9 protein-coding genes and 1 pseudogene are annotated in these 13,575 nt (G+C 74.1%); 5 read left to right on the plus strand and 5 right to left on the minus strand.

Annotation, left to right across the window (positions count from 1 at the left end; translation table 11 throughout):
- The first annotated feature begins 36 nt into the window (after nt 1–36).
- Both B6R96_RS08150 and B6R96_RS08155 read left to right on the plus strand, forming a co-directional pair.
- The gene (locus tag B6R96_RS08150) at nt 37–1,716 is read left to right on the plus strand and encodes a PucR family transcriptional regulator (RefSeq protein ID WP_030390559.1); all 1,680 of its coding nucleotides are present in this window, start codon (nt 37–39) and stop codon (nt 1,714–1,716) included.
- Nucleotides 1,717–1,882: 166 nt separating this feature from the next.
- On the plus strand, nt 1,883–2,680 hold the full coding sequence (locus B6R96_RS08155; RefSeq protein WP_081522112.1) for a hypothetical protein: 798 nt from the start codon (nt 1,883–1,885) through the stop codon (nt 2,678–2,680).
- A 168-nt stretch (nt 2,681–2,848) separates the two neighbouring features.
- Here B6R96_RS08155 and B6R96_RS08160 read toward each other — a convergent pair whose 3' ends face one another.
- Nucleotides 2,849–3,514, minus strand: a complete 666-nt coding sequence (locus tag B6R96_RS08160; protein WP_051779908.1) for a GntR family transcriptional regulator — start codon at nt 3,512–3,514, stop codon at nt 2,849–2,851.
- A gap of 138 nt (nt 3,515–3,652) precedes the next feature.
- Here B6R96_RS08160 and B6R96_RS08165 point away from each other — a divergent pair, with 138 nt between their 5' ends.
- Entirely contained in the window at nt 3,653–4,513 is an 861-nt protein-coding gene (locus B6R96_RS08165; protein WP_053705013.1) for a (2Fe-2S)-binding protein, read from the plus strand.
- Nucleotides 4,514–4,721: 208 nt separating this feature from the next.
- Nucleotides 4,722–5,780 (plus strand): DUF2637 domain-containing protein, encoded by a 1,059-nt coding sequence (locus B6R96_RS08170; RefSeq protein WP_030390563.1) that lies wholly within the window; start codon nt 4,722–4,724, stop codon nt 5,778–5,780.
- 47 nt (nt 5,781–5,827) lie between these two features.
- On the opposite strand, the gene B6R96_RS08175 is transcribed toward B6R96_RS08170, so the two are convergent.
- Both B6R96_RS08175 and B6R96_RS08180 read right to left on the minus strand, forming a co-directional pair.
- A complete protein-coding gene (locus B6R96_RS08175) occupies nt 5,828–6,220 on the minus strand; it encodes an ATP-binding protein (protein ID WP_053177588.1) in 393 nt (130 codons plus the stop codon).
- A gap of 195 nt (nt 6,221–6,415) precedes the next feature.
- Nucleotides 6,416–7,032: pseudogene (locus B6R96_RS08180) on the minus strand (thiamine pyrophosphate-dependent enzyme); the annotation flags it as partial.
- Between the two features lie 119 nt (nt 7,033–7,151).
- On the opposite strand from B6R96_RS08180, the gene B6R96_RS08185 reads away from it, so the two are divergent.
- The gene (locus tag B6R96_RS08185; RefSeq protein ID WP_030390566.1) at nt 7,152–7,367 is read left to right on the plus strand and encodes a hypothetical protein; all 216 of its coding nucleotides are present in this window, start codon (nt 7,152–7,154) and stop codon (nt 7,365–7,367) included.
- Between the two features lie 95 nt (nt 7,368–7,462).
- Here the strand turns inward: B6R96_RS08185 and B6R96_RS38000 are convergent, their stop codons facing one another.
- Both B6R96_RS38000 and B6R96_RS08195 read right to left on the minus strand, forming a co-directional pair.
- Nucleotides 7,463–8,656 (minus strand): protein phosphatase 2C domain-containing protein, encoded by a 1,194-nt coding sequence (locus B6R96_RS38000; RefSeq protein WP_237291378.1) that lies wholly within the window; start codon nt 8,654–8,656, stop codon nt 7,463–7,465.
- Nucleotides 8,657–9,676: 1,020 nt separating this feature from the next.
- Complete coding sequence (locus B6R96_RS08195) at nt 9,677–13,450, minus strand: S8 family peptidase (RefSeq protein ID WP_081522114.1); 3,774 nt, start codon at nt 13,448–13,450, stop codon at nt 9,677–9,679.
- Between the last annotated feature and the right edge of the window lie 125 nt (nt 13,451–13,575).

Here is a 13,575-nt window from a genome sequence, read left to right on the forward strand (position 1 = left end):
CAACGGCAACATTCGAGACAGATCGGCGGCGACATCATGCGGCTGCGCGCACTGCTGGAAACCGAGGCGCTGGGGCTGCGGCTGCTCGGCGGCGAGGGTGAACTCGACCGGACGGTCCGCGGGGTCATGACGACCGACCTGCGCGATCCCAGCCGGTACCTGTCGGGGGGCGAGCTGGTCCTTACCGGCCTGGCCTGGAGACGAAATTCAGCCGACTCCGAGCCATTCGTACGAATCCTGGCGAGTGCGGGCGTCGCCGGGCTGGCGGCGGGCGAGGCGGAGCTGGGCGCGATCCCCGACGATCTCGTTTCGGCCTGCGTGCGCAACCGGCTGCCGCTGTTCGCCGTGAACGAGGACGTTGCATTCGCCACCATCACGGAGTACGTCGTACGGCAGGTCTCCGGCGAGCGCGCCGGGGACCTGGCGGCCGTCGTGGACCGGCACCGCCGGCTGATGACCTCGGGTCCGGCCGGCGGCGGCCCCGACGTGGTGCTCGATCTGCTCACCACCGACCTCGATCTCCGGGCCTGGGTGCTGTCCCCCACCGGCCGGCAGATCGCCGGGGCGGGCGAGCCGCTGGCGCCGGGCGTGTGCGCAGCACTGGCGAGCGAGCACCTTGCGGCGGTCCGGACGGGCCGCAGGGGGCCGCATCGGATCTCCATCCAGGGTATTACCTACTCGCTCTTCCCGATCAGGGGACACGGCCGTGGCGCGGCCGGTCCGGCCGCCCGGGACGTGCGCGAGACGGTGCTCTCGGACTGGCTGCTGGCCGTCGAGGCGGACGCCGGCGACTGGCCCGCCGAGCGCCTGGACCTGCTCCAGGGCGTCACCCAGCTGATCGCCGTGGAGCGCGACCGGCGCGACGCGGCCCGCACGGTCCGCCGCCGCCTCGCACAGGAGGTCCTGGAGCTGGTCCAGACGGGTGCTCCGCCCGCCGAGATCGCCGCCCGCCTGCGGGTGGCGGCGCCGGTGCTGCTGCCGGGGCTGGGCGCGGCCCCGCACTGGCAGGTCGTCGTGGCCCGGGTGGACTGGGAGGGCGGGGAGATCCCCGGCGGCCCGGTGGCGCAGTCGCTGCTGGAGGAGATCCTCGTCGACCCGTCGGTCTCGGGGCCCGAGCCCTCGGACCGGATCGCCGTGGCCCACGCGGGTGACGAGGCCATCGCGCTGGTGCCGCTGCCCTCGCTGTCCGGGGACGCCGGGGAGGACAAGGGCCCGGACTCGGCCCTGCACGCCGACGAGCTGCTCGCGGCCGTACGGGACCCCCTGGCGGCCGGCCTGGCCGACGACGGCCGGCTCACGCTGGGCGTCAGCGCGGCCGTGCACTCCGCGGAGGGCCTGCGCGGGGCGCTGGAGGAGGCCCGGCACGCCCGCCGGGTGGCCGCGGCACGCCCCGGCCGGGTGTGCGCGGCGGGCCACCACGAGCTGGCCTCGCACGTGCTGCTGCTGCCGTTCGTCCCGGACGACGTCCGCCGCGCCTTCACCGCCCGGCTGCTGGACCCGCTGCGGGACTACGACCGGCGCCACCGCGCGGAGCTCATCCCGACGCTGGAGGCCTTCCTGGACTGCGACGGTTCCTGGACCCGCTGCGCGACGCGCCTGCACCTGCACGTCAACACGCTGCGCTACCGGGTCGGGCGAATCGAGCAGTTGACGGCGCGCGACCTGTCCCGGCTGGAGGACAAGCTCGACTTCTTCCTCGCACTGCGGATGAGCTGAGGAGATCCGCCCCGCGGCCGCAAGGGTTCGGCCACGGGGCGGCTGATGATCCGTCCGGACTTTGTGAAAGAGTTCACCCAACCCCTTGGCCGATGCCGCCGATCCGTGCTCTCATTTCGCCCCAGGGCTCAATGACGCGCTGCTTGGTTGCTTTGGGGAGGGCAATGTGGCGGACACCGCCATGTCGGGTGCCGGAACAACCGGAGGGGACGACCCCCTTCAGCGGGCGATATGGCGGCTGCGCTCGCGCGGCTGTTGGACCGATGCTGCTGCGCTGCTGACGCCGCACGCCGGCAGGGCCGCCAGTGCCGCGGCGGCCGTGCAGCGGACCGCGCTGCTGGTGGAGCGGTGCCTGTTCACCGGTCAGGGCTGGGCCGAGGCCGAGGACGCGCTGCGGATCGCGGAGGCCATCGCCCAGGACGACGACGACCGCGGCGCGGCCGCGTGCGAACGGGGTCAGCTGGCGTACGCCGCGACCGTGCTCGGGGTACGCGACCGGGCCGACGAGGCCCGCTCCGCGCTGGGCCGGGCGGCGGCCCTGCTGTCCCCGGAGTCCCGGACCCGCCCGCTGCTGGACTTCCGGCGCGGGCTCGTCGCGGAGCACCTGGCGGACGCCCCGCAGTCGGCCCGGCCGGCCTACCACCGGGCCCACGCGGGGGCCGAGGCGCACGGGGACACCCTGCTGCTGTCCTTCACCTGGCGGCACCTGGCCGCGCTCGCCCTGCGGGACGGGGAGGTGGCCGAGGCCCGCAAGGGCTTCGCGGAATCCCTGCGCATCCGGGAGGACCTGGGCTTTCTGATCGGCACGGCGCCGGCGCTGGCCGCGCTGGCCGAGGCCGAACCGGAACCGGAGGCCACCCGGCTCCGCGCGGAGGCCCGCCGGCTGTTCCACCTGCTGGGCGGCATCCCCACCTGGCTGGCGGACCAGCTCCACCCAGCCGAATCCACCCCCGCGAGCGTCTGAGGCGGAGCCCCGCCCCAATCCAGCCCCGCCGGCGCTCGAGGCGCGGGGCCAGGGGCGGGGCCCCGATCTTTCAGCCTCGCCGGCGTTTGAGGCGCGGGGCTCGGGGCGGGGTCCCGACCTTTCAGCCCCGCCGGCGCTTGAGGCGCGGGGCCCGGGGCGGGGCCCCGGTCAGGCGGGCGAGCCCGCGAAGTGCTCCCGCACCAGCGATTCCACCACCGGCAGGTCCCGCGCGATCAGCGCTTCCAGCAGCGCCGAGTGCTCCGCCGCATCGGCGACGAGATCCGCCCGCCGCACCCGCGGAGCACCCGGCAGGGGCCACTGGGCGCGGCGGTGGAGCTCCTCCGCCACCTGCACCAGCTGGTCGTTGCCGGCCAGCCGCAGCACCGCCCGGTGGAAGTCCCGGTCGGCCTCCGCGTACCCCGGCAGGTCACCGGCGGCCGCCGCCTCCGCCGTGGCGGCCGCGGCCGGGCGCAGCGCCTCCCAGGTGTCCGCGGGCACGGTACGGGCCAGCCGGAGCATCACGGGGACTTCGAGCAGCGCCCGGACCTCGGCCAGCTCGGCGAGCTCCCGCGGGGTGCGGGAGAGCACCCGGAACCCCCGGTTCGGGAGGCATTCCACCGCCCCCTCCACCGCCAGCTGCTGCATCGCCTCGCGCACGGGGGTGGCGGAGACCCCGAAGCGCTCCCCCAGGGCCGGGCCGGAGTAGATCTCGCCGGGCACCAGCTCGCCGTCGACCAGGGCCGCGCGCAGCGCGTCGAGCACCTGACCGCGCACCGAATGGCGCAACACCTTCTGCCTTTGTGCCGGTACCCGGGGGTGGGCCGTTTCGTGCACGCGGTCCTCCTGCGGGTTTCGACGTCTCCTGAGAATAAGTGACGGCGTGCACGGGGAGGGGGTGCGGAGCGACCGGAGTCAGGTAAGGTAAGGCTAACCTGTTAACGATCGTGTGATTCTGTGATTCGGTGGCCCCTCATGACCGTCACGACCTTCCCGGCTGTCACAACCGCCCCGCTCGGCTCTGCGGTGACGGATGCGTTCGACCGGCTGGCCGAGGCGTACAGCGGGCTTCGGGTGATCGAGCGAACCGCGGACGAACCCCTCCCTCGCGGTGCGGGATGGGTCGGCGCGGACGAGCTCGCGGCCGGCGGACCCGCCCTGGACGCCTTCCTCGCCTGGGACAACGCCCAGGTGTTGCGGGACTACGGCACCCAGGCCCGTCCCGATGTGGTCGCGGGCTTCGGGCTGCACCGGTACGCGTGGCCGGCCTGCCTGCTCATCACGCTCCCGTGGTTCCTGCACCGGCGGGTCCCCCGGTTCCCGGTCACCGAGGTGGCCTTCCATCGCACGCTCGGCCGGATGAGCGTGCGCGTCGGGGAATTCGCCTGCCTGCCGGACGATCCGGCGGCCGCACTCCCGGGGGCCCGTGTCGTGCCCGACGAGGAGGCGCTGCGCGAGGAGGTGCGGGCCGCGGTGGCCCAGCACCTCGGCCCGCTGCTGGAAGGTTTCGGCCCGCGCATGCGGCGCGGCCGCCGCGCCCTGTGGGGCATGGTGACCGACGAGGTCGTGGAGAGCCTCTGGTACCTCGGCAGCCTGCTCGGCGAGGAGCAGCGGGCGATGGCCGAGCTGGAGGCGCTGCTGCCCGGCTCGACGGCCCCGTACACCGGGGGCGCGGGGTTCCGTACGCTCACCGGGCCCGACGGTGAGGCACTGCCCACCCGGGACCGGGCCGGATGCTGCTTCTTCTACACCATCCGCCCCGAGGACACCTGCGTCACCTGCCCCCGTACCTGCGACGCCGACCGCATCGCCCGCCTCGCGGCGACCGCCGCCTGAACCCACCCCGTACGGCTGACCATAATCGAACGCAACACCCCCCGTACGGGCGCCAGTTCGAGCCACAACACCCTATCCGGCGGGCCCCGCCCCCCGATGGCGTCCACTTGCCCCGAAACCCGCGTGCACGGCTCACCGGCTGCGCCACTATGGCGCCCGGAAAGCCGCACAGCCGCATAGCCGCATACGCGAGGCAAGGGACATCCGCATGAGACTGACCGACATATCGCTGGACTGGCTGCTGCCCGGCAGCCTGCTGATCCTGGGCGTACTTGCGGCAGTTGCGGTACTGGCCCGTGGCAAGCGCGAGAGCGAGAAGGCCGCGGCCGACGACAGCTGGGAGCGCAGCGAGGAACGGCGCCGGCGCAAGGAAGCCGTCTACGGGACCGCTTCGTACGTCCTGCTCTTCTGCTGCGCGGCGGTCGCCGCCGCGCTCTCCTTCCACGGACTGGTCGGCTTCGGCCGGCAGAACCTCAACCTCTCCGGAGGCTGGGAGTACCTGGTCCCCTTCGGTCTCGACGGCGCAGCCATGTTCTGCTCGGTGCTCGCCGTGCGCGAGGCCAGCCACGGCGACGCGGCCCTCGGCTCGCGCATGCTCGTGTGGCTGTTCGCGGGCGCGGCGGCCTGGTTCAACTGGGTGCACGCCCCGCGCGGCCTCGGCCACGACGGGGCCCCGCAGTTCTTCGCGGGGATGTCGCTCTCGGCGGCCGTGCTCTTCGACCGCGCGCTCAAGCAGACGCGCCGGGCGGCGCTGCGCGAACAGGGCCTGATCCCAAGGCCGTTGCCGCAGATCCGGATGGTCCGCTGGCTGCGGGCCCCCCGGGAGACCTTCGGCGCCTGGTCGCTCATGCTGCTGGAGGGGGTACGCACCCTCGACGAGGCCGTGGACGAGGTGCGCGAGGACAAGAAGGAGAGGGAGCAGGACCGGCACCGCAGGCGCGACCAGAACCGGCTGGACCGGGCGCGCATCAAGGCGCTGGGCCGGCAGAACCGGGCGTTCGGGCGGTCCCGCGGCCGCCAGGTCGAGCTCCCGGAACTGACGCAGGGGTCGGGCTCCGCGCCGGTCGGCGCGGAGCCGGCCATACCGGATCCTGGACAACTGCCCCTACGACGCCGGCCCTCCCTGCAGGCCGTCAGCGGAACCGAATCCACTGACGTGACCGGTACCCGGACGGTGGACCTCACCGCCGAGGACGACACCCAGACCATTCCCCGGTTGGACTCCCTGGAGCGCAAACTGAAGGACCTGGAGCAGCAGTTCGGCTGACCGGTCCCGATGCCGGGGAAACCGGAGAACCCCGGAGGGCCCGCCGGTCAGGCGGGCCCTCCGCCGTACGGCGCGTCGTGCCGTGCGTCGAGCTCGAACCACACCACCTTGCCGCTGCCCAGGGCCAGTGCGTCCACACCCCAGTCGTCGGCGAGCGCCTGCACCAGCACGAGGCCCCGGCCGTGCGTACCGTCGTCGGCGGTCGGTACGTACGGCCGGGGCCGGCGTGCGGCGTAGTCCCGCACCTCCACCCGTAAGCGTGTGGCGGCGAGGCTCGCGTGCACCTCCGCGCCCCGGTCGGTATGGACGAGCGCGTTGGTGACGAGCTCGGTGATCAGCAGCTCAGCCACTTCGGCGGCATCGGTCCGGCACCGGTGACGCATCAACTCCCGTAACGCTTTGCGGACTTCACCCACGGCTTTCAGATCGGCCCGGCGCACGCTCCGGGTGATGCGCAGCGTGTCCACCGTTCCCCCGTCCTCGTCGGCGGACGGCTCGCGCGGCACCGGCCTGCCTCTCCCCCACAGCTTTCCGGTCTTCGCCCCCACCCGCACGGCGATGTCCCTCCCGTGTCCACGCTCTCGAACAGGTCTACGGGATGCATGCCCCCCGGGCGGTTCCGCACTCCTGCGGGCTTACGGGAGGGGCGCGTTGCGGAGGTCGGATCGAGCCATTCGGATCATGCGGCCCACCCCGCCGTCCCACACGATCCTGCTGGCTGACCGTGCAAATCCGGTCACCGTCCAGGCCCTGGTCTTCGGAGGAATCGACAGGGCGGCCGGGTCCGTCACCACCTCCACCGGAGCGGGTCCCGGGTGCCGGAATGCATCCTTCAAAGCCCCTGTGAGCTGCTGGGGCTTCCCCACGCGGACCCCGTACGCGGCCGCCGCGCGCGCGACGGCCGCGAAGTCGGGGTTCTTGTGCGTCGTCCCTTAGGAGGACAGGCCGGAAACCGACATCTCCAACTCGACCATTCCGAGCGATGAGTTGTTGAAGAGGACCACTTTGACGGGCAGGCCGTACTGCACCAGGGTGAGGAAATCTCCCATCGGCATCGAGAAACCACCGTCGCCCGACATCGACACCACTTGACGGCCGCGGTCGGTGACCTGTGCGCCGATGGCCTGCGGAAGGGCGTTCGCGATGGAGCCGATGATGCGCCGTTCGCCGTTCGGGAAAGATAGCGCGCCGCCCCCACCTTGCACATGCCGGTGTCGACGGTGAGCACGGCGTCCCCATCCGTCCCTGCGTCGCCGGCGCCCCGCCCTCGACGGGTGTCACCCGAATGGAGTAACCAAACGCGCCACCCACATGGGTGAAGATCAAGCTGGTGAGTGCCCCAACCGAGGCAATCCGTGAAAGGGAAACCACATGCGCATTCGACGAACTTTCGCCGCCGTCATCGCCACGGCAGCCCTCGCCGGACTCGGCCTCACCGGCGCCGCCACTGCGTCCGCCGCCCCTGCCACCCCCACCGTCGCCGTCACCGAAAACCCCACCCCCGGTGAGTGCATCGACGGTGGCGGAAAGGTCGGGGCGAACAACATCTGCCAGGGCGGAACGCGCAACGGCGAGCTGGTCGACTGACGACTGAATCCCACCGTGCGCCCCGCGGCCAAGCGCCACGGGGCGCTCCGGCGCGCGTGCCTCCCCGCCGGCCACGGGTGCGCCGGTCAGACGGCCTAGGCCTCCCAGACCGCGGCGGCCGTGCGGTCGTCGGCGTACCCCTTGAGGCGGAGCTGGGTGTCCGCGAGGAAGGCCGCGAGGCCCGGCGGCTCCTGCTCGGCCCAGCGTGCGGCGAGCTCCGCCGGAAGGGCCGCCTCCTCCCTCATCGGCTCCGCCAGCCCGCCCGAGCACAGCAGCAGGGTGTCCCCCGACCGGGCCACGGACGCGCGGAAGCGGAATCCGCCCTCGGTGTCTTCGGCCTGCGCGTCGGGCTCCAGGTCCTGCCACGCGCCCGAGCGGAGCCGGAACAGCCCGCCCGCGCCGGCGCCGAAGCACACCCGGGTACGGCACTGCGGGTCCACCGGGAGCAGCAGCCCGCGCAGTCCCGCGGTGTACGCCGTCTCCGCGAGCCCCAGCTCGGCGGCGCGGGCCCGCAGCCGCCCGTAGCCCCGGTCGGTCAGGCGCTGGAGGCCGGAGCGCAGGGCGTCCCGGCGCCCGGCGCGGATGTCCTCGGCCAGCCGTTCCTGGCTGCGCCCGACGGCGCCCGCGACGGTCCGGCACAGCTCGGCGGCGGCTTCGGCGGCGCCGGGCGCCGCCCGGTCCCCGCCCGCGAGGACCACCAGGACCAGGGCCTCGTCGCCGCTGCCGAAGCGGGCGGTGAGCAGGAAGTCACGGCGGGCCTCGCCGCGGTAGCGCGCGGAGTCCCCGCGCAGGGAGGCGGCGCGCAGCGTGTAGGTGCCGTAACGGGCGCCCTCCAGGACGGTGTCCGGGGTCAGCGCGTCGAGGGCGGCCGGGTCGGCGGGCGGGAGGGCTCCCGGCTCCGGGGCGTACGTGGGGGCGCGGTCGCCGAGGTGGGACACCTCGGGCCGGGCGGCCGCGGGCCCCGCCGGCGCCGGTGCCGCTGCCGGTACCGGAGGCGCGGCGGGAACCGGAGGCGCGGCCGCCGGTGGCTCGAACCGGGCTTCCGTCGGCGGCGACTCCGGCCGCCGGACCGGCAGCTCGGACTCCGGCATCGGGGGCACGGCCACGCCCCCGAGCGCGTACCCGGTGGCGTCGCCCGATCTGGGATCCCGCGGCGGCGGCAGGGTGGGCAGGGTCGGGGTCTTCGCCGGTGCGGCCGCGTCCCCCTGCCGGGGGCCGGGCAGCAGCGGCGGCTCCGACGCCGCACCGCGCCCCCCTGCCGGGCCGACACCCGCCGGCCCCTGAGGCAAAGCCCACCCCTGCCCCTGGTCCGGGGCCTGGCTCGGAGCCTGCCCCTGGTCCGGGGCCTGGCTCGGAGGCGGGCTCGGGTCGATGCCCTGGGCCGGGCCCCAGCCAAGCCCCTGGGCCGGGACCTGACTCTGCCCCGTTGCCGGACCGCGGCCCTCCCCCGGCGCCCGGCCCTGGCCAAGGCCCTGGTCCGGAGCCTGGCTCGGAGGCGGGCCCGGATCGAACCCGTGGCCCGGGACCTGGGCCGTGCTCCGACCCTGGCCTTCAGCCGGGACCTCGCTCTGACCCGATGCCGGACCGAAGCCCTGCCCCGGCGCCCAGCCCTGGCCAAGGCCCTGCCCCGGCACCTGATCCGCGGCCTGGCTCTGACCCGATGCCGGACCGAGGCCCTGCCGCAGCGCCTGATCCGGCGCCCGGCCCTGGCCAAGGCCCTGGTCCGGAGCCTGGCTCGGAGGCGGGCCCGGATCGAACCCGTGGCCCGGGACCTGGGCCGTGCTCCGACCCTGGCCTTCGGCCGGGACCTCGCTCTGCCCCGATGCCGGACCGCGGCCCTGCCCCGGCGCCCGGCCCTGGTCCGGGGCCTGACTCGGAGGCGGCCCCGGGTCAATGCCCTGACTCGGCACCTGGCCCCGCCCCGTTGCCGGGCCGCGGGCCTGGTCCGGGGCCTGGCTCTGGGCCGGGATCTGATTTTGGCTCGGGGCCGGGTCGGGGCCGGGGGTCGGGGGGGCGCCCGGGGTGGGGGCGGGGTCTTGGTCCGGGGCGCGGCCGAGGGGCCGGCCCCGGTTCGGTGCCGGTTCCGTCGTCACGCCCGCCGCCGAGCGGAACCGGTTGTCCAGGGTGTCCCCCGGGTCGGGTTCCGCTCCCGCGTCCGGGCCCTCGTAGAGCTTCTGCCACCAGTCGTCCGCGCCCTGCTGACTCATGGCTTCATTCTCGGCCCCCCGCGGGGGCGGAAAACGCCGAATGCGGGAAAAGGGTCCACCGGACCGCCGTCCGGTGGACCCCTCGCGCCCTACCCGTACGGGTCAGCGCACGTCGTACGCCCGCACGACCGTCTGCGTGACCGTGGCTCCCTTCGCGTCGGTCAGTTCGACCTGGAGGGACACCGGCTTGCCGGAGGCTCCGGCGTGGTCCACGACCGCGGTCCAGCGGCCGCCCCGCTCACTGACCTTCGCCTGCGTCCAGTTCTCACCGTCGTAGGAGTACGACAGCTTCGCCGACTTCAGCGCACCCGGGATGTAGCCCGCGTGCCCGGTGACGCCCAGCCCGATGCTCTGGCCGTCGGCCGCCGCCACCGTCTTCATCCCGTCGAGCGGGGCCGCGTACCGCGGGAAGAGGACCGGCAGCCCCTGCGAGTACGCCGACGCGTCCAGCTTCGAGGTGAAGCCCCAGGTCGTCCGGACGGCGGTGGACCGCTGCCAGACCCGGGCGGGCGGGCCGATCTTCTCGATGCTCTGGGTCAGTTCGTAGCGGCTCTCCTCGGCCGGGACCTCGAAGACGCCGAACGGGTACCAGCTGTCCCCGATGACCTCGCCGTTGCGCTTGAGCTGGAGCCCGCCGATGTCACCGAAGGAGCCCGGCTGCGCGGCGTGGCCGCTGTCGCCCCACATGGCGGGGGCGAAGCCGATCAGGTTGCCCTGCCGCTCGGCGGCGAGGGTCTCCTTGCCCGCGAGGTCGCGCGGCGCGACGGGACCGGTGATCCCGTCGTACCAGTTCGCCCTGCTCTTCTGACCCTTGGTGTAGGTGTGCTGCTCGCCGACCATGAACTCGCCCCAGGGGAAGCTGCTCGAGAGCATCTGGTCCCAGGCGGTGTCCCCGGCGGAGTAGTAGTCCGTCCGGGTGCCCGGGGCCGCGACGGTCTCGATCCCGCCGAAGTACACCGCGCTGCCGATCGGCCGGTAGGCACCGGCCATGTCGATGAAGTCGGCCGCCACGCCCATGGAGTTGTAGGTGGACTCGACCTGGCCGAGGTCGCGGTCGCGCACGCGGTAGGTACGGCCGCCCTTGACCTCCCCCGTCTCGGGGAACGCGAGCGAGTAGGTGTACGGGCTCTTCGCCGTGGCCTTCCAGGACAGGGTGACCCGGCCCGTCTTCAGCCGGGCCAGGAGCACCCGCCCCTCGGCGGCCTCGATGGCCATCGTGGGCAGCGCGCCGCCCGCGTAGCCGGTGAAGGCGACCCAGCGGCCCGGGGTCTCGCGGTGGGCGAGCACCGCCTTGGCGCCGGCGGCCTGTGCGTTCTGCGCGATCTCGTGCAGTGCCCCGTCGACCGCCTTCACCAGCACGATCGCGCCGGCGGCGCCCGCCGCGGCGAGTTCCTCGGGGGTGCCGGAGCCCGCGTCGACGAGCGGCGCGCTGCCGGTGCCGTCGAGGTTGTCGCTGCCGGTGGAGGCGGTGATCGGGTGCAGGACCGGTCCGCCGACGGCCTTCAGTTCGGAGATCTGTGGCGCGGCCGCCCGCCAGTAGCTGCCGAACTCGAAGTCGCCGTCCTCGGCGCGGCCTTCGACGGAGGCGTAGAAGCCGCGGATGGTCCGGCCGCCCATCGCCGTGCCCGCGTGCAGCCATGCGTCACGACCCCAGCTGCGGGCGAAGCCGAGGGTGGTGTTGCGGGCCTCGACGGGCTGGTCGGCCCCGATGTCCAGGCGTCCGGCCCGGCGGGCGTCGAGCACGATCGTGGTGTCCTTCTTCACCTCGACCTGGGGGCGGCCGAGGTAGGTGAGGGAGTCGATCAGCTCGGCGCCCTCCCCCGTGTCGGGGGTGCCGACGAAGGCGGAGAGGAAGTAGGCGCCCGGGCGCACCCGGTAGACCTGGTCGGCGGAACCGTCGTTGAAGCGGCGTTCGCCGGTGGCGTCGTCGGTGCCGATCACGTCCAGGGAGGACGGTCCGCCGGCGGGCTTGCCGGCGCGGTCGACGAGCTTGACGCGCAGGGTCACGGTCTGCGGCTCGACGTAGAGCGAGAACGGGGTGGAGACGCGCACGCCGTTCGCGGTGGCGACGACGCGGCCGGTGACGTCCCCGTACTGGGAGCGCTCCAGCTTCGCGGCCGGGTCGAGGGCCAGCGGCACCTTGACGGTGGCCCCGACCGGGACGGTGACGGTGCGCCGCTCCAGGCGGGCGACCTGGCTGCGGACGGTCGAGCCGTCGTTGCCGGTGACCTTCTCGACGGCGAGGGCGAGCGTGACGGCGCTCCTGCCGAGGTTGGTGTAGGGGACCTCGACGGTGGTGCGGTCGCTGCGGTCCTGCGGCCAGTTGTAGGTGCCGCCCTGGACGGCGGGGGCGCCGGTGACGGTGGTGTCGATCGCGGCCTTCACGTCGAGGCGGCCGCCGCCGGTCTCCCGTACGTCGCCGGGGACCTTGGTGTTCGCGGATCCGACGAGGGCGGCCTTGATCTGCTGCCCGGTCCAGTCGGGGTGGCGCTGCTTGACGACGGCGGCGGCGCCCGCGACGTGCGGGGTGGCCATCGAGGTGCCCGACATGGACTGGTAGGCGTACACCCCTCGGCCGCCCGCCGCGGCGGCGGAGATCCCGACGCCGGGGGCGGCGATCTCGGGCTTGAGGGTGTGCCGGAGTCCGGCCGGGCCGCGGCTGGAGAACGCGGCCGTGGTGTCGTCGCGGTCGACGGCGCCCACGGTCAGCACGCTCGGCGCACAGCCGGGCGAGGAGACCGTGTTGTTGCCGGGTCCCGAGTTGCCGGCGGCGATGACGAACAGCGGGCCCTGCTGGGAGAGCCGTTCGGCGGCGGCGGCCAGCGGGTCGTCGCAGGCGGTCTGGGACGGGTCGCCGAGGCTCATGGAGACCACGTCGGCCTTGGCCTCGACGGCCCACTCCATGCCGGCGATGATCCACGAATCCAGGCCGTAGCCCCCGTCGTTGAGGACCTTGCCGCTGAGCAGTTCGGCGCCGGGGGCGACCCCCTTCTTGGCGCCGCCGCTCGCGGCGCCGGAGCCGCCGACGGTGGAGATGGTGTGGGTGCCGTGGCCCTGCCGGTCGGCGTCGGTGTCGGAGTCGGTGAAGTTCTTCGACGCCGAGACCCGGCCCGCCAGGTCGGGGTGGTCCAGGTCGGTTCCGGTGTCGAGGACGGCGACCTTGGTGCCCTTGCCGTCGTACCCGGCGGCCCAGGCGGCGGTGGCGGCCACCTGCTTCGTGGACCGCTCCAGGTTCGCCTGCACCTTGCCGTCCAGCCAGAGCTTCTTGAGCCCGCCCGAGAGGGAGCGGGCGCGGGCGTCCGTACCGGTGACGTCGGCCCAGAAGGCGGCGGCCTGCTCCTTGTCGGCGGCGAGTGCGACGGCGCCGATGGAGCCGAGGACGAGCGAGCGGTCGGCGCCGCGGGGTGCGGGCGGGGCGCTGCGCGCCACGTTCACGGAACCGTCGTAGACCGCGATGAGCGGCAGCTCCTTGGTGTGCGCGTCGTCGTAGCCCTGCCGGACGAGGCCGGTGACGTTGAAGAGCTCGGGGTCGACCTTGCCGGCGGCGAGCGCCCGCACCGCACCCTCGGGGTAGACGTACAGGTCCTTGCCCGACTGCCGGGTCTGCACGAGCGGCTGTGAGCCATCCGCGCGCGGCATCGCGGTGGCGGCGGTGCGGCCGGCGGTGTCGGTGGACACCAGGATCCGGTCTCCGGTGACCAGGGTCACCGTGACGGGGGCCGTGGGCTGCTTTCCGGCCGCCTCGCTGCCCACGAGTGGTCTCTTCCCCGCTCCGGGCGCTCCGTCGGCGGGCTGTGCCGTGGACGGGCCGACGGCGGTGACAGCCAGGACGGCCGCGGTGGCCGCCCCGACTGCCGTGCGCGATATCGGACGCATCGCTCTCCCCAGGTGAATTCCGGCCAACTACTGCATTGCACGGCGAAAGCGCCGCGTAAATGGCTTCTGGCCAGCGGATGTTGGTGCTGCGGTGGCGTCACCTTGGCAGAGTGGCGGCAGGTGCG

The sequence above is a fragment of the Streptomyces sp. Sge12 genome (genome assembly GCF_002080455.1).
In the GTDB taxonomy this organism is placed as follows: Bacteria; Actinomycetota; Actinomycetes; order Streptomycetales; family Streptomycetaceae; genus Streptomyces.